The organism is Mesoplasma corruscae (assembly GCF_002930145.1).
GTDB classification, from domain to species: Bacteria; Bacillota_I; Bacilli_A; order Mycoplasmatales; family Mycoplasmataceae; genus Entomoplasma; species Entomoplasma ellychniae.
Genome location: NZ_PHNF01000001.1, coordinates 141,772 through 159,514, shown reverse-complemented (window position 1 = coordinate 159,514; position 17,743 = coordinate 141,772). Strand labels below are relative to the sequence as shown.

At 27.3% G+C, this 17,743-nt stretch carries 15 protein-coding genes; all 15 read left to right on the top strand.

Annotated features, from left to right (window positions below; genetic code table 4):
• The first annotated feature begins 73 nt into the window (after positions 1-73).
• Positions 74-1,048 (top strand): 6-phosphofructokinase, encoded by a 975-nt coding sequence (pfkA, locus tag MCORR_RS00685; RefSeq protein ID WP_181021196.1) that lies wholly within the window; start codon positions 74-76, stop codon positions 1,046-1,048.
• 55 nt (positions 1,049-1,103) lie between these two features.
• A complete protein-coding gene (gene pyk, locus MCORR_RS00680) occupies positions 1,104-2,540 on the top strand; it encodes a pyruvate kinase (RefSeq protein ID WP_104206048.1) in 1,437 nt (478 codons plus the stop codon).
• Positions 2,541-2,704: 164 nt separating this feature from the next.
• Positions 2,705-4,258, top strand: coding sequence for a PTS transporter subunit EIIC (locus MCORR_RS00675; protein ID WP_104208006.1), 1,554 nt, complete (start codon positions 2,705-2,707; stop codon positions 4,256-4,258).
• 8 nt (positions 4,259-4,266) lie between these two features.
• Positions 4,267-5,694: a glycoside hydrolase family 32 protein gene (locus MCORR_RS00670; protein ID WP_104207715.1), complete on the top strand. Its 1,428-nt coding sequence runs from the start codon at positions 4,267-4,269 to the stop codon at positions 5,692-5,694.
• 150 nt (positions 5,695-5,844) lie between these two features.
• On the top strand, positions 5,845-7,098 hold the full coding sequence (locus tag MCORR_RS00665; RefSeq protein ID WP_104207714.1) for a hypothetical protein: 1,254 nt from the start codon (positions 5,845-5,847) through the stop codon (positions 7,096-7,098).
• 234 nt (positions 7,099-7,332) lie between these two features.
• Positions 7,333-9,267 (top strand): threonine--tRNA ligase, encoded by a 1,935-nt coding sequence (gene thrS / locus MCORR_RS00660; RefSeq protein ID WP_104207713.1) that lies wholly within the window; start codon positions 7,333-7,335, stop codon positions 9,265-9,267.
• Positions 9,268-9,357: 90 nt separating this feature from the next.
• The gene (locus tag MCORR_RS00655; protein ID WP_104207712.1) at positions 9,358-10,056 is read left to right on the top strand and encodes a DeoR/GlpR family DNA-binding transcription regulator; all 699 of its coding nucleotides are present in this window, start codon (positions 9,358-9,360) and stop codon (positions 10,054-10,056) included.
• An 11-nt stretch (positions 10,057-10,067) separates the two neighbouring features.
• Complete coding sequence (gene pfkB, locus MCORR_RS00650; protein ID WP_104207711.1) at positions 10,068-11,000, top strand: 1-phosphofructokinase; 933 nt, start codon at positions 10,068-10,070, stop codon at positions 10,998-11,000.
• A gap of 8 nt (positions 11,001-11,008) precedes the next feature.
• On the top strand, positions 11,009-13,066 hold the full coding sequence (locus tag MCORR_RS00645; RefSeq protein WP_104207710.1) for a PTS fructose transporter subunit IIABC: 2,058 nt from the start codon (positions 11,009-11,011) through the stop codon (positions 13,064-13,066).
• A gap of 59 nt (positions 13,067-13,125) precedes the next feature.
• Positions 13,126-13,434, top strand: a complete 309-nt coding sequence (trxA, locus tag MCORR_RS00640) for a thioredoxin (RefSeq protein ID WP_104207709.1) — start codon at positions 13,126-13,128, stop codon at positions 13,432-13,434.
• A gap of 79 nt (positions 13,435-13,513) precedes the next feature.
• A complete protein-coding gene (locus MCORR_RS00635) occupies positions 13,514-14,794 on the top strand; it encodes an ATP-binding cassette domain-containing protein (protein ID WP_104207708.1) in 1,281 nt (426 codons plus the stop codon).
• Position 14,795: 1 nt separating this feature from the next.
• The gene (locus MCORR_RS00630) at positions 14,796-15,818 is read left to right on the top strand and encodes an ABC transporter permease (RefSeq protein ID WP_104207707.1); all 1,023 of its coding nucleotides are present in this window, start codon (positions 14,796-14,798) and stop codon (positions 15,816-15,818) included.
• Between the two features lies 1 nt (position 15,819).
• Positions 15,820-16,764, top strand: a complete 945-nt coding sequence (locus tag MCORR_RS00625) for a hypothetical protein (RefSeq protein ID WP_181021054.1) — start codon at positions 15,820-15,822, stop codon at positions 16,762-16,764.
• Complete coding sequence (locus tag MCORR_RS00620) at positions 16,748-16,933, top strand: hypothetical protein (protein WP_104206058.1); 186 nt, start codon at positions 16,748-16,750, stop codon at positions 16,931-16,933. Before MCORR_RS00625 ends, MCORR_RS00620 begins: the two co-directional genes overlap by 17 nt.
• 78 nt (positions 16,934-17,011) lie before the next feature.
• Positions 17,012-17,707: a hypothetical protein gene (locus MCORR_RS00615; protein WP_104207706.1), complete on the top strand. Its 696-nt coding sequence runs from the start codon at positions 17,012-17,014 to the stop codon at positions 17,705-17,707.
• Positions 17,708-17,743: the final 36 nt, after the last annotated feature.

Here is a 17,743-nt window from a genome sequence, read left to right as displayed (position 1 = left end):
ATGTGATTTTTTTATTTAGTATAATATATTAAAAATAAATTAAAATACATAAATAGAAAATAGAGGTATTTTTATGTTAAAAAAAATAGGGGTTTTAACTTCTGGTGGAGATGCACCAGGAATGAATAACGCTATTGCTGGTGTTGTTAAATCAGCTCATGCAAAAGGTATTGAAGTTTTTGGAATAAAAGATGGATATAAAGGTTTAATTAATGGTTGATTTACCAAACTTGATTCTGATTTTACTTTAGATATCATTTCTAAAGGTGGAACAGTTTTAGGGTCTGCTAGATTACCAGAATTCAAAGAAGAATCTGTTCGACAAAAAGCTGTTGATCAATTACAAAAACATGGTATTGAAGCTTTAGTTGTTATTGGTGGTGATGGTAGTTATATGGGTGCTCAAAGATTAACTGAAATGGGTATTAATTGTGTAGGTCTTCCAGGAACTATTGATAATGATATTGTTTCAAGTGATTATACAATTGGTTTTGATACAGCTTTAAATACAGTTATTGAATCTGTAGATAAAATAAGAGATACAATGACTTCTCACAACAGAGCTGCTGTTGTTGAAGTTATGGGGAATCGTTGTGGTGATTTAGTGACATATGCTGCAATCGGGACACAAGCAGAAGTATTTTCACCATCAGAATCTAAATTAACAGAAGAAGAAATTTGTATACAAGTAAAAAAACTTGCTGATATAAATCATAGAAGCGTTATTATATTAATTTCAGAAAAACAATTTGATGCAAAGGCTTTAGCTAAAAAAATTCAAGAAGTTAGCGGGTATGATACAAGAGCAACTATTTTAGGGCACACCCAAAGAGGTGGAAGACCAACTGGCATGGATAGATACTTAGCTTTCACAGCAGCAATGTTTGCAGTTGACAAATTGATTGCAGGTGAAGGTGGTCTTTATATAGGCATTGAAAATAATCAATTAGTAGCCAGAGATATTGAGTCAACTTTGAATATGCCAAAGCCAGATAGAACACAAATTATTAACAAAATTAGAATATTAAATTCAAAACAAATAAAATAACAGTTATTTATTTACAAAATAGAATATAATGTTAATTGAGAAACAGGGAGAAAAAATGACTAAAAAAGAAATACAAGAGCGTATTAAACGCACTAAAATTATAACAACAACTGGTCCAGCAACAAATGAACCAGAACAAATCAAAGAGTTGTTCTTAAAGGGAATGACAACTATCAGATTAAATTTTTCACATGGTGATAATGCTGAACAAAAATACAGAATTGATGGTGCAAGAAAAGTTGCTGCTGAATTAAATAAACCAATTTCTATTCTTTTAGATACTAAAGGGCCAGAAATTAGAGTTGGAAAATTTTTAGGTGGTAAACAAGAAATTAAAGCTGGTCAAAAAATTATTATCAAAACTGATCCAGAATCATTTAGAACTAAAGAATGTGGTCAAGGTGAAATGACTGTTGCTTATGACATGTCAGTTGACTTAAAAGTTGGAAATACAATTTTAATTGATGATGGAAAATTAGAACTTACAGTTGATAAAGTTTCACCAGGTGTTGTTGAAGCTACAGCTTTCAACAGACATTTAGTTAAAACTAATAAACGTGTTAATTTACCAGGTGTGGAATTTTCAATGCCTTTCTTAGCTGAAAAAGATGTAGCTGATATTAAATATGGTGTCGAACAAAAAGTTGATTATATAGCTGCTTCATTTGTTAATACAGCTGAAAACGTTAAAGAAATTAAAAATATTTTGGCTGCTGCAGGTGGTTCAGAAATTCAAATTATTTCAAAAATTGAATCACAAGTTGGAATTGACAACATTGATGCAATTATTCAAGAATCAGATGGAATTATGGTCGCTCGTGGAGATTTAGGACTAGAAATTCCTTATTATGATGTGCCATACTGAGAAAAAGTCATTATTAGAAAATGTAGAGAAGCAGGAAAAATTGTAATAGTTGCAACTCAAATGCTTGAAACTATGACTGATAATCCAGCTCCAACAAGAGCTGAAGTGACTGATGTTTACTTTGCAACTGAATTAGGTGCAGATGCAACTATGTTATCAGGTGAGTCAGCAGCTGGAAGTTATCCTGCAATCACTGTAGAAACAATGGCAACTATAAACAAACGTGCTGAAATAGAATTTTATAAAAAAGGATACTATCAAGAACAACTAGAAAGTGCTATTAAGTCATCAAAAGGGCCAAGAGCTGATATTGCTGTTGATCTTGCTGAAAGAACTAGAGATGGTCAATATGAATTTGCTATTGTGTTATCAAGAACTGGTGCTTTATTAAAAACTATTTCAAAGTTTAGACCAAATGTAGCTATTCTTGGCGTTAGTGAATCAGAAAGATTATTAACCGCTTTTGGAGCATGACATTCAATCTTTATGAGTAAAACTAATGACTTAACAGCTTTAGAAGAAAATGATGTTGAATTATCAAAAATAGCTTTACATTGAGGAGCTAAATCAGGACAAAAAATCTTAATCGTTAGAAATAAAGATATAAGAGAAACTATTGTTAAATAATTATTAAAAGTTGCAGTATTTAAAACTGCATTTTTTTGTTCTAAATACAACAAAATGCAAGAAAATATATAAAAAAAATTGTTATTATATATTTAGTGTGTTTTTTAAGACATGTTGAAATAAATAAAATTTTTAAAACCATATAAAAAGGAGAAATGATTTTTATGAAAAATAAAGATTATAAAGCCTCTGCTCAATTATTTATTGAAGCAGTAGGTGGTAAGTTAAATATTCAATCATATATGCATTGCGTTACAAGATTGCGTATAAATGTTATTAATAAAGATATTGTTGATATAGCTAAAGTTAAAACATCTAAATTAACTAAAGGTATTAACTGATCATCTAATCAATTTCAAATTATATTAGGAACTGGTGTTGTTGAAGCAGTTTATGCTGAAGTTCAACAAATCTTAGATGATCCAAAAAAAGAAATAACAGAAAATAAATCAAAAGATAAAAGCCTTGAAGATTTTAAAACGCAAGCAAAAAACAATAAAGAGAGATTGAGAAATGCTGGTGGAGTTTTAGGGGTGATTCAAAACGCCATGAAAGGTTTAGGAGAAATATTCCTCCCAATTATCCCTGCTATTGTAGCTGCTGGTATGGCGATGGGGTTTGCTGCATTATTTAAAAATTTAGGAGTTCTTAAACCTGGTTCTCATTTTACAGATATTGTTGATATAGTAACAAAAACAGCATTTGATTTTTTAATAGTTTTAGTTTGTTGATCAACAGTTAAAAAATTTGGTGGTAATCCAGTTTTAGGAATTATTGTTGGATTAATGTTTGTTTCACCAATATTGCCAAATAAGGGTGAAATTGCTTCTTATGAGGCTTGATTAAAATTTCAAAATAATGGAGGAACAGAAGAACAGTGAAAGCAGGCATTTAATAAATTGCCCGAACTTGTAGAACCTTGAAAAATAGGATTTATTAAAATAACAGGTTATCAAGGTTCTGTTTTACCTGGATTATTTATTGGAATAATTATTGCATATACAGAAAAGAATCTTAAAAAAATTGTTCCGAGTGCAGTTAATATAATAATTACACCATTTTTAACAATTGTAATTTCGTTCACAATTGGGCTAATGATTCTAGGGCCAATATTATTAATTATTGAAAGTGGGGTTTTAATTGCAGTTAAAACCCTTCTAAATATACCATATGGTTTTGGAACAGCACTTGTTGCTGGATCACTACAAGCTATTGTTATAACAGGTTGTCACCAAATTCTGCAAGGATTAGAAATGCAATTAGTTGTTGATGGTAGAACAAACACTGGAGCAATGAATGGTTCAATCTTTAATGCCATTTGAACAGTTTCAATTATTTCACAAGGTGGGGCAGCTCTTGCTGTAGCTTTAAAAGAAAAAAATAAAGATGATAAAAGATTACATATTTCTTCGTTTATATCAACATTATTCGGAATAACTGAACCAGCAATTTTTGGAAGTAACTTACCAAAGATAAAACCATTTTTATATGGTTTAGCTGGTGGAGCTATTGGTGGATTCTTTGTCGGAATTTTTAACATCAGATGTTCTGGTATGGGGGTAACTGTATTACCTGGTTTATTACTTTATGCTGATAGTGTTAAAAATTTATTACTAATTATAGTAGGTAACTTAATCGCTTTAGGATCAGCTTTTATATTAACTTTCTTTTTATATAAACAAAAAAATAAAGCAAAAATCACAAAAGCAAATGTATAATAATAAGTATGTGAGAAAAATACAGTTTAATAAATAATTCAAATTTAAATGAATTTGAAAAAAAACATGAAACTAAAATGAAGGATTGATACAATAATCAATTCCATTTAAGTGGGTACAGTGGGTCAGTTAATGATCCTAATGGTTTAGTTTACTATAATAACCAATATTACATCTTTTTACAAAGTTGTTTGTTTAGTATCGAACATTATAATAAATCTTGAGGGTTATATACCACAAAAGATTTTATTAATTATACATATGAAGGAATTGTGATAACACCAAGTTGTGAATGAGATAAACATGGAGTATTTTCTGGAAGTGCTAAAGTAAATAAAAATGGAGAATTAGAATTCTTTTATACAGGTAATATTAAATTAGATACTATAAATAGAACAGCTACAACAATTAAAGCATTAGTTGATCTTAAAGAAAAAATAGTAACAAAAGAATTATTGTTTACAGCTGATTTAACTAAATACACAGGCCATTTTCGTGATCCGATTATTTTTGAAAGAGATAATAATTTATATATGTTAAATGGTGCTCAAACTTTGGACATTAAAGGAATTTTGAGTGTTTATAAATTTAATAACAATAAATGAGAATTCTTTAAAGATATTGAATTAGATAAAGATGATAAGCAAAACTCATATATGGTAGAGTGTCCTAACTATTTTGAATTAAATGGTAAAACAATAATTTTTGCTTGTTTTGAAAAAGAAGGAGCAATTGGCACTGGAAGTCATTTTGTTAAATATCTGGAAGTAGAATTTGATAAAGAATTAAATATAACATCTAACAATACTTTAAATAAAATAGATTTAGGTTTTGATTTTTACGCACCACAAATCTTTGACAATACACATAATAGAAAAATTATGCTTGGGTGGTTGGGTAACTCAAAATCAAATGTTTTCCCACCAGAGTTAACAACTTGATCAAATCAACTAACAGTTCCAAGAGAATTATTTATTAAAAATAACAAACTTTACCAATTACCAATTAAAGAACTTGAACAACTAAGAGTTAAAACAATTGATGGTAAATATGAAAATGGTACTGCTGAATTAATAGGTGAAAACATTAATGATCAAAACTTCAATATTGAAATTAAAAGCAACAGTAAATCCATAGTTATTCAAAACTTAAATAACATTTTAACAATTGACCGCAGTAATGTTGATTATTCTGATGAAGAAAATTTACCTTCTATTTTACAATTTGAAGATTTAAAAATACAAGACATTCAAATTTTAATTGATAGAAGCTGTATGGAAATATTTATTAATAAAGGTGAACACGCCATAAGTGTTAGATTTTATTTAAAACATCATAATGAAATTATTACTGATTTAACGAATAAAAAAACATATCAACTAAAAGGTTACGAGTATAGTTGAAACAATATCATATTTAAAAATAACATAAAATAAAAACTTGTGGTTTAATTTATTAAATGAGTATATTTTTGCAAGTATAGAAAAAGTTTTTTATCAAAAATTGTTAATTGAGAATGATATTGTCGTCACTAATAAGCAAATACCAGTGTTGTAAAAATTTAACCTAGTTGATACTAAAATTAAGTGTGGAAGAATATCTTCACACTTTTTTATAATAAATTTAATCGTGTTTTCTTTATTACTAATTTTTTATTTTTTTTATTAATTTATACAAGCTTTAATATTTATGTTTTTATACGCATTTTTTCTGATTATAATGTTTCAGAATTTGATAATATTTATAATTCAGATATTAAAAATGAAATTGAAGATAAATATTTACAAATAGTTTATGATGCTGATAAATCAGCTTATTGATTCAATCAAGTTCCTGATAAATTAAATGGATTTTTTATGGGCCCTAAATATGTTGAGACTAGTGAAAAATTCAAAAATCAAAATATTTCATCAAATAAATTTCAAGAAGTAAGTTCTTATTCACCAACTTTAGTTTCATCATTTGTGGCTCTCAGTCAATTTTCTAATTCAATATCTTTAGCTTTTCAAACCCAAAAAATTACACAAGATAAAGTTTTTTCTAATTGAACTTTTGATGACAGAGATAAATATAATTTTTCAGGTTTAAAAGGGTTTTTAATAAACCTAATAACTAATGATAAAGAATTAAAAGAAATTTTACAAAAAGATAGTCTTTTAGAAATAGTCGAACTAATTGACTTGGAAAAAAATAAAAAATATTTTGATTTAACAGGCACATTTATAGATATTTTCTATGCAAAAGAACAAAATTCTACTTTAGCAAACATCTTTGAAAAATCAACTTCTCAGTTAGAAGAAATCGGTAATAATTCAACTTCAAATCAAAATGATGGTGGTTTTGGTGATCTTGAAAAATTTTTAGTAGCAGTTAAAAGAATTTTAAATTCATCAAAAATTTATATATCAGATTCTGAAGTTATTAAAAATATTGAAAATGGTTTAAAAAAATTAGTAATAAAAATATTAAGTGCAAATGAACAAGTATTAAATGTATTTGTTGCAAGTGATAAAAATAATGTAAATCAAATATATAATAGAGAAGGAATTGATTGGTTAAATCAATTTCAATTAATCGGTATTATCAATTTATTTCTCAATCCTGAAGAATTTTATGTTTCAAATTCTCATAAAGCTGAATTTTTAAAAAAAATTGAAGATATTTCTAAAACTGTTGAGCATATTGTTTATGTAATTGTTGACCCAACAATTTTTTTAGCAAAAGGAGCCTTTGAAATTTATTCTAATAAAAATCAAATTGAAAATAAAAAGTTACTTGAAGATGTAGTTAATGATAATCAATTGTTTATCAAGAAAAAATATAATATAATCTTGTTATAAATAAATATTAAATAACATTTGGACAAAATGTTGCTGATGCCTTTAAAGAGAGTTGTTGATGGTGTGATAACAATAAGGATATGCAAATTTTTACTACCATATTATATGTTACGTGTAAACGCGTTAAGTTTGAATTAGGGCAACTGTGAAAAGTTATGAATTAGGATGGTACCGCGTTATAAACGCTCCTAAATAATAGGGCGTTTTTTATTTATTTACATGGGAGGTATTATTATGAAAATAAAATTATTAGATGGAACAGTGAAAGATTTTAATGGTTCTGCCACTATTTTAGAAATTGCGGAAAATATTGCAATCAGTTTAAAGAAGAATACCATTGCTGCAAAAGTCAATGGTAAATATGTACCAACTGATTATATTGTTGAAAAAGATTGTGATTTAGAATTAATTACAAGTAAACATGAAGACTATTTAAAAGTTTTAAACTACACCACAGCTTTTGTAGCTGGTGCTGCTATTGAAAGCATTTTTAAAGATACAAAACTAGCAAAAATATTATATAAAAAAGACGAATGTGAATTTGGTGTAACTTTTGAAATAGAACCAAGAATTGGTTTAGATCAATTGACAGTTATCCAATCAAAAATAATGGAATTGTTGAAGAATAACTCAATTACTTGAACAAAAGTTTCATGAGAAGAAATTGAGAAAAGTGAAGAATATAGTGAATATCAAAAATATATTGCAAAAGATATGCACGAAACATATGGGGAAGTTTTTATATATAAAATAGCTAACACGAAATTTATAACCCCTCATCCCATTACGTTAAATACAAAGTTAATTAAAGTTTTAGAGATTCAACAGTTATCTGGTGAATATTGATTAAATGATGCAAAAAACATTATGTTACAAAAAGTTCACGGAATTATGTCGGATAGTCAAGCCAGTCTTGATGAGATAAAAGCTTCACTAGAAGATAGAAGAAGCAGAGACCATAGAATAATTAATAAAACACTTAATGTATTTGGAATTGATAATCTAGTTGGTCCGGGTTTACCTTTATGAATGCCTAATGGAACAATTATCAAAGAGGAAATCAAAAAATACTTAAAAGAAAAAGAATGAGAGTATGATTATATCCATGTAACTACTCCAGTTATTGGGACTATTGATTTATATAAAAAATCAGGTCATTGAGATCATTATGGAGAAGATATGTTCCAACCATTTAATGGTGGTGCTGGTAATGAAGAACAATTTATTTTAAGACCAATGAACTGCCCACATCATGTGGCTGTTTATAAACAAGAACAAAGAAGTTATAGAGATTTACCTTTAAGAATAGCAGAACATGCTTTACAACACAGATATGAGTCAAGTGGCAGTTTAACTGGTCTTGAAAGAGTTAGAGCTATGGAATTAACCGATAGCCATATTTTTGTGAGACCAGATCAAGTCGAACAAGAATTCAAAGCTATCTATAAATTAGTAACTGAAGTTCTTGATACTTTTAAAATTGAAATTGATTATTTAAGTTTAAGTTTAAGAGACCCTGAAGATAAGATTAAATACTATCAAGATGATAAAATGTGAAACGAAGCTGAAATAGCTTTAGAAAATGTGTTAAAAGATTTAAATCTTGATTATAAGAAATGTATTGGGGAAGCTGCTTTTTATGGTCCTAAATTAGATATCCAAATCAAAACAGCGCAAAATCATGAAATAACTGTTTCAACAATTCAATTAGATTTCTTATTACCTAAAAAATTTGATGTTACTTATATTGATCAAAATCAAGAATATAAAGCACCAATTATGATTCATAGAGGATTAATCGGAACTTATGAAAGATTTGTAGCGACTTTATTAGAACAAACAAAAGGAATATTGCCTTTATGATTAGCTCCAACTCAGGTAGAAATTATTCCTATTGGTGATCAAACTAATGAAAGTTATGCAAATGAAGTTAGAAATGAATTAAAAAAACATTTCATTAGAACTCACATTGATAATAGAGATGAAAGACTAAGTTATAAAATAAGAGACGCGCAAATTAAAAAAATCCCTTACCAATTAGTTATTGGTGAAACTGAAAAATCAAATAAAACAGTCACTTTCAGAATGTATGGAAGCGAAGAACAAACAACAATTTTGTTAAATCAATTTGTCAATATCTTAATTAATAAAATAAAATCAAAAAATTAAACCAAACCAAAATAAACCAAAATAAACCAAAATAAACCAAAATAAACCATTAGTGTTATTTTTGGTTTATAATTTTTATGTGGAGGTAAAATGATTAAATTTGAAAGAAAAAAACTGATTATAGATTTTTTAAAAGAAAAAGGAATATCTTATAATGAAGTTTTATCAGAAAAGTTAAATATACCAATGTCTACACTAAGACGTGATTTAAATGATTTGCTTAAAGAAGGTTTAATCAATAAAATGCATGGTGGTGTTGAATATAACGATTCAAGTTTGGTCATGGAAGACTTTTTTGAAAGTAAAATAAACAATAATATTGATGAAAAAATTTTAATTGCAAAAAAAGCAATCAAATTAATTAAAAAAAATGAGTCAATTTTTATTGACTCAGGTTCTAATGGTTTTTATGTTTGCAAATTTTTACCAAAAGATTTGAATTTAAAAATTGTAACTAATTCAATTTATAACGTTTTAGAACTAATGAAGCAAGGTCATCAAAAAGTTTATTTACTTGGCGGCAAATTTAAACCAGTAACTGGGGCTATTATTGGTTATGAAGCTATTCAATCATTAGCTAATTATAGTTTTGATAAAGCATTTATTGGAATAAATGCTATTGATGAACAATTCAACCTCTACACAACAAATTCAGAACATGCTCAAGTAAAAATAGAGATTATAAAATGTTCAAAACAAACTTATGGGCTTGCAGATTCAAGCAAGTTTAATAAAAAGTCGTTTTACTTATTTGCGAGAGAAGATAAAGTAAATTTGATAAGAAAATAGAACGAGGAAAAATGATATACACAATTACATTAAATCCTGCCTTAGATCACACAATAGAAACTAATAAGTTCAATTTGAATGAAACTAATTATTACCAAAGAGATTATAAAAAAATTGGAGGTAAAGGAATTAACACCGCAATAATTTTGAATAATTTAAATGCAAATGTAATTTCTGTTGGAATATTAGGTGAAGAAAATAAACATATATTTATTGAAGAATTTAATAAAATAGGTTTATCTAATCATTTTATTTTAAATAAAGGTGTAACAAGAACAAATTTCAAAATAAAAAATCTAGCCAAAAAATCTGAAACTGAACTTAATGGGGTTGGGTCTGAAGTTAGTAAACACACTATTCATCAATTATTAGAATTTTTAGAAAAAAAAATTCAACCAGCTGATATTGTTATAGCTTCTGGTAGTTTACCAATTGGAATAAATAATAATATTTATAATGAAATTGGAAATATAGTGAATGATAAAAAAGGTATGTTTATATTAGATACTTCAAAAGAAAACATGATTAATGGTTTAAAAGCTAAACCATTTCTAATTAAACCTAATATTGAAGAGATTTGTGAAATTCTAAATGTTAAATTTAAAGAATATTCATTTGATGAAGTTCAAAAAATGATTCAACAACTGAAAGATATGGGTGCTAGAAACGTATTATTTAGTATGGGTTCAAAAGGAAGTTATTATTTTAGTGAAAACAACGAAATATTTCATACAGGCATAGCTACAGGTAAACTAGTTAATTCGGTTGGATCTGGAGATAGTATGATAGGTGGTTTCACTTATGGACTTTCATTAAATCTAACTACTGAAGAATCCTTACAATATGCTTCAGCTGCTGGGGGAGCTACTGCTTTTTCAGAAGGTTTAGGTTCAAGAGAAGAAATCGAAAAATTATTTAAAACAATTCAAGTAAAAAGAATATAGGAGAATATATGGAATTAACAAAGTTATTTCAAAATAAACTTTCTTTCTTTGATGCTGATTTAAAAACAAAACAAGAAGTAATTGATTTTTTAGTTTCAAAATTAAAAACTGAAAAAGTAGTTACTGATGAAAAAATATTTAAAGAAGCAATTTTAAAAAGAGAAGGTGAATTTTCAACTGGAATTGGTGATGCAATTGCAACACCACACGCAATAAATGAAGTTGTAACAAAACCAACTATTGCATTTATGAAATTAAAAAATCCTATCGAGTGAGGAAGCATGGATAATAAACCAGTATCATTGGTATTCATGATCGCAACAAACGACACAAGTGGTGATACACATTTAGCTGCTATTGGTGATCTTTCAACAGTATTAGTTAAAGAAGAAATTAGATTAGCATTAATGGAAGTTAAAAACTTTAAAAGTTTTATTTCAGCTTTAGAAGTTAAAGTGGAAAGTAAAAAAATTGCACCTAAAGATGGAGTTTATGATGTTGTAGGTATTACTGCATGTCCAACAGGCATTGCACATACATATTTAGCAGCTGAAAAACTTGAAGAATATGCTACTAATTTAGGTTTAAGTGTCAAAATTGAAACTCAAGGTAGACGTGGAACTGAAAATAAACTTACCCAAGATGAAGTTGATAATGCTAAAGTTATTATTTTAGCTCATGATAAAAACATTGCAGGTATGAATAGATTTTCAGGAAAACAAATTATTGATACTTCAACCAAAGATGGTATTTACAACGGTAAAGAACTAATTGAAAATTTTGGAAAAGACGGTAAAACAATTACTGGAAAAAATGTTTCAGGAAATGATGAAGAATCAGGTGGGGAATTTTCACTGAAAAAATTTGCTGAAGTTAAAGGTAATTTGTTAGCTGGGGTTTCAAGAATGTTACCTTTTGTTGTTGCTGGTGGTATTATATTAGGAATTGGGTTCTTAATTGATTTTGCAGCGGGTAATGGTGAAGCTGGTGATATATTTGGTTCAGTAAGTCCAGTTGCTGGTTGATTCTCAGCTATTGGCAAAACTTCAATGATGATGATGGTACCTATTTTATCTGCATATATTGCATATACAATTGTTGGTCCACAAGGTTTAATGCCAGGAATGATTGCTGGTTTATTAGCAGATGGGACTGGTGGATTTGCATATTCTCTTCCAAATAAGGAAGGTGTTTTTGCAGATTGAAGTGGATTATGATCAAAATTAATACCAGGTAATATACCAATGAATTCAGGATTTATTGGTGGTATTGTTGGAGCTTATGCTGCAGGACTTATAGTATTTGGTTTAACAATGGCATTTAAAAAATTTAATAAAAATTTTCATGGAGTTAGAGATATTGTTTTAATTCCTGTACTTTCATTATTAGGTATTTGTTTAACAATGTTTGTAATCAATATCCCATTAGGTTATACAATGTATGGAATTAAATCAGGATTAATTTGATTGTCAAAACAAAATCTATTAATACTAGTTGCTATGATTATCGGGTTTATGATGTGTGTTGATATGGGTGGACCTATCAATAAAATAGCATATACTTTAGGTACTTTATCAGTTGGTGGGGGTTTAGGTTCATTAAATGATAATCCTCAATTAACAACAATAATGGCAGCTGCAATGGCAGCTGGTATGATTCCACCTCTTGGAATTGCTGTTTCAACAATTATGTTTAGAAAAGTTTGAGCTTCAAAAGAAAAAGATGCTGCAAAATCTAACTGATTATTAGGTGCATTTTTCATTACAGAAGGTGCAATTCCATTTATGATAACTGATCCAAAACGCATAGCTGTTTCAGGAATGGCTGGTGGAACAATCACTGGACTTCTTGTTGGTGCTTTCAAAATTACTCTTGGTGCACCTCATGGAGGAGTTGCTGTATTCCCCCTTTTAAAATCTTATTTGGTTAGTTCTTCAAGTGCTGCTATAGGATTAGGAATAAGTTTATATATCTTAGCAATTGTTGTAGGAACTTTCACAATGGCTACTATTTTAGGTTTATGAAAAACAATAGATGTTAAAAAAGGTAAATTAGTTATTGCTTAATAAGACAAAACTTTTGTTATTGATATAAAATATTAATATATAAAAAGGAGAATTATATTATGGCAGAATTAATAAAAATAAAAACTGTTGAAGAATTTGATGAGTTGGTTGCTACAGGTAAAACACTAGTAGATTTTAATGCTGTTTGATGTGGACCATGTAAAATGCAAATGCCTATTGTTGACTTAGTTGCTAAGCGAACACAAGGAGTTAAATTTGTTGATTTAGATGTTGATGTAGTACCTGATATTGCAAAAAGATATGAGGTTATGTCAATACCAACTTTAATGATTTTTGAAAATGGTGAAGCTAAAAATAAAAATGTAGGATTTATGGATCCTGCAAAGTTAGAAGCTTTCATTAAATAAAAATGAAAAAGAATCTCATTTAGATTCTTTTTTTTATTTTTAGGAATAAAATATATGTTATATAAAAGGTAATATAAAAATGCAAGATAGAGATATAAAGGTAATATTTGATAAAAAAAACATAGTTGAAGTTGAAAATATTTCTAAGGTTTATGATAAACACACTTGAGCTTTAAAAAAGATCAATTTAAAAATTGGGCGTGGTGAATGTATATCATTACTTGGTTCTAATGGTAGTGGGAAAACTACTCTTTTAAGAATACTTGCTAACAATCTTGAAAAAACTACTGGAACAATAAAATATAATTTTAAAGAAGAAAATATTTTAAAAAGTATTGGTTTTCAAAAAAGAGAACAGGCTTGACCTGTTGGATTTAAAGTAAAAGATATCAATCAATTATGATATAACATTTATCAAGTTGAAGATTTAGAGTGAATTAGTATTTTAAAAGATGTTTTTGGAATCACCGAAATTGAGAATAAACAATTATCAAAATTATCTATTATCAAATTGCAAATGTATGCAATATTTTTAGCATTAATCAACAAACCTGAATTATTGTTAATTGATGATCTTTCATCAGGGATTGATTTCAAATACGAGGAGAAAATATCTAGATTTTTAAAAGATTATATTAGCAATGGCAATACTGTTGTTTTAAATTACCCAAGTAATTATTTTTTAGAAAATACAACCACAAGAATTATTTATATCAATGATGGAGAAGTTTTTGATGATAAATCAATTAGTGATGTTAGAGGGGAGTTTAGAACTATTTCTGACTATACTAAATCTATTTTTAGAGAAGAGATTATTAAAGAGAACAGAATTAAAAATAAATCAAAATTATTTATTAACATTAATTCTAAGTTAGAAGAGATTATTAGTGTTATACAAGGAATTATTGATGACTTAAGTCGTGAAGAACATCCAAATGCTAAAATTAATAACACAATTAATAACTCTTATGCAGCAGTTTTAGATTTAAAAACTAATATTGATAATTTATCAATATCATATATTGACAGTGCTGGAATAAAAATAATATCTACTAAAATTAAAACAACCATTAAAACCTTTAACAAAGTTTATCTTGTTTCGCCATATCAAAAATATGAAAAAACTTTTAGAAATATTGAAAAATATTTACAAAAAGAATTAAAAAGAACTTTTAATAATGAAATGGTTATCGTTAAAGGTGATACATTAAGTTCAACTATTTCTGAAAGTGAAAAAAAGCAATTAGCTAAACTGAAAGAAAAGTACATAAAAGAAGAGCAAAAAACAATTCGAAAAAAAATTTTAAAACAACAATTTAAAAAAATTGAGTCATCTACTTTTAAAAAAGGAAATGAGTAATATGAAATCTAGTAAATTGAAAGTTGTATGTAAATTATTAAAAATCCAAACGATCAATTATTTTTCTGACCCTGTTAATATAGTTTTAGGTTTTTTACTTTGTAGTGTTACTATGCTTTGTTGAGTAGCTTTTAAGCCAACAGAAGGAGGTATATCAACTGATGCGTTTGTTTTAGCTTCAGCAATCGGTATATCAACTATTAGAAATGCCGAATATAATTTGAATTGTACTCTTGTTGAATGAAGAGAAACAAGATTTATTAGAAATATATTAACAACTCCTATTTCTAAAAAATTATTCTACTTTACAATTCTTCTTTTTAACTGAATTGTTAATATAGTGATAGCTTTAATTTTGTTTGCTTTAGCAATGATGTTTAGTTCACAAAGAGTGATATTGGAAAATGTCCAATGAGCACCTTTTTTAGCTGGGTTTTGATTAAATATTATTTTGTCAAACATTATGGCTTTATGATTGTCTGTTGCCTTTAAACAAAGAGACTATGTATTGATTCTGTCATCAATTTCATATTATATAGCTATGTACTTATTAGGATTAGGAATTCCGTGATCAACAGTTGGACAATACAAAGTTATATACTATGTTTCATATTTATTCCCGCACAGATATGTATTACATATTATGCAAGCAGCTTGAGTTGGAACTTCTGGAAATATGTCACTACCAATACCTTTACATCCAGGCGAAAGTTGAGAAGGTTCTTGATTAGAACAACAAAACTTTGGTTATGGTGATAATGGGTGATGATTACCATCATTAATATCTGTATTTTTTATAATATTTTTTACGCTATTATTTATGATAGCTATGAACAAAAAATATAGATTTGGAACACGTAGGTATGCAAAATATAAAGGCGTAGCTATAAACTTAGAAAATATTGAAATGATTAAAAAGTCATCATCAGTTAATGAATTAAAAGAATTTATAAGAATATCTGAGATAGATAAAATTCAAAATGACTTTAAAAGTAAAAAAGTTAGAAAGCGACCAGGTGATTAATATGCAAAAGCTACTAAAAGAATATAAAGTGTTTAGTATTTTATTTGTGATACAAGCTAAAAACTGACTCGCTAGCCCAATGAACATTTTCTTAGGTGTGTTTATTACTTTTTATACCGTTCTTTGTTGATTAACATTTAAAGATGGAGACAACTTTTTAATGATATCTGGAATTTGTGTTGCTATGACCAGAAACTCTATGTATATATATTTAAGAACTTTACTTGATTGAAAAGGAAAAACCTTTAGAGATAAATTACAAATGACAAATATTAACGGAGTTACTAAACAAGCATCGTTATTAGCATTTAACTTTGTTTCAACATTAATTATATGTTTGGTACTAGTTATTATATCTGTTTCTTTTTTTCCAGGTCAAATTACTTGAACAGCTAATTTACCAATGTTAATATTTGGTTTAATTATGTGTTGAGTTACTTGTTGTGCTACTGCAATAGCTATTTATTTAATAATTCCCAATGCCAAATGATCATTAATGTTTGGATTATTAATTTATTTTTTTTCAACTTATTTTTTGGGTTTAGGATTTCCATTTTCAACTATCACAGATCATCAATGACTAAATATACTTATTTATTTTCACCCAATACGCTATTCAATTAATATTGTACAAGCTGGATATGTTGGTGCTACTGATTTTAAATATGTTATTGATGGAAATATGATTGTTGACTTTAAGTATGCTGGTCAAACATGAATTCCTATTGTTGCTGCAATTGGAGTTATAACTATATTAATAGTTATTATTTTATTAAAAATAAATCATGAAAGAGGATATAAGTTTAGATCAAATAATAGTGTAAAAATAATGAAATCTAAATCTAAAGCATATATTAAACAAATTAAAGAAACAAATGATATAAACTTATTAAGAGAGATAAGAGAAGACAGAATGGGAGAACTAAAAGATGAAATGCTACATTAAAGATTGTGAACAAAGTGCATCTGCTTCATTTGCTGAAAGAGTTTTAGATATGAATTCAACAAATAATCAATGAACAACTGCTGAACCAATTTACAAAAAGTTTACTTGATACTTTTGCTCACTGCATATTAACGAAAAACTCGAAGAAATTCAACAACGTCAAAAGTAATATAATCTATGTAAGAGCATAGATTTTTTTATTATCTGAAAAAGTGATAGTATATAATTACTAATAAAAAAGGAGAATATGAGAACATGTAACAAACAACATCTTTCAAAAGAAGAAAAAACATTTGAAAAAAAATTAAAAAGAAGAAATGTTGGGTTAATCATGAATCTTTTTGGATCATCATCATTAATTTTTTTGACAATATTTTTAGTAGTCATTCTTGGACTGATTTACTTTTGAGCTGGTAAAGAAAAAATTCAAACTGGTTTAAATTCAACTGTTTCTTATTTAGAAAACAAACTAAAGTCTTTTATTGCTGAAATTAAGCAAAGTTTTAATCCTGATGAAATGTATGAAGAATTAATGAAAAAAATTAATACCGAAGGCATACAAATAAAAATAGATGGTCAATCTCACCCACTTAACGCTGATCAAATAAAAGAATTAGTTGAAAAGATTTTACCAAAACAAACTTTTGTTGATATGGTTAATCATTATTTAGAATTTGGTAATATTAAGCTACCCAGCGAATCAATAAAAAAATTAATTGATAAATTCCCATGAGAATCATTTGATAAATATTCAATTATAGCTTTAGTTGTGACTTCTTCATTAACTATTGTTAACATTTTAAATATTATCTTTACATCAAGACTTGTAATTGGAAATGGGATTATTGCCAAAGTTGGTTTCATAATTACTTCGATACTTTCTTTTAACCTAATCAATTGAATTGGTTTATCAGTATTTAGTGTTAATGATAAAAAAGAATAAATAGTTAGTTTATAAAAAATACCAATCAAGCGGGAT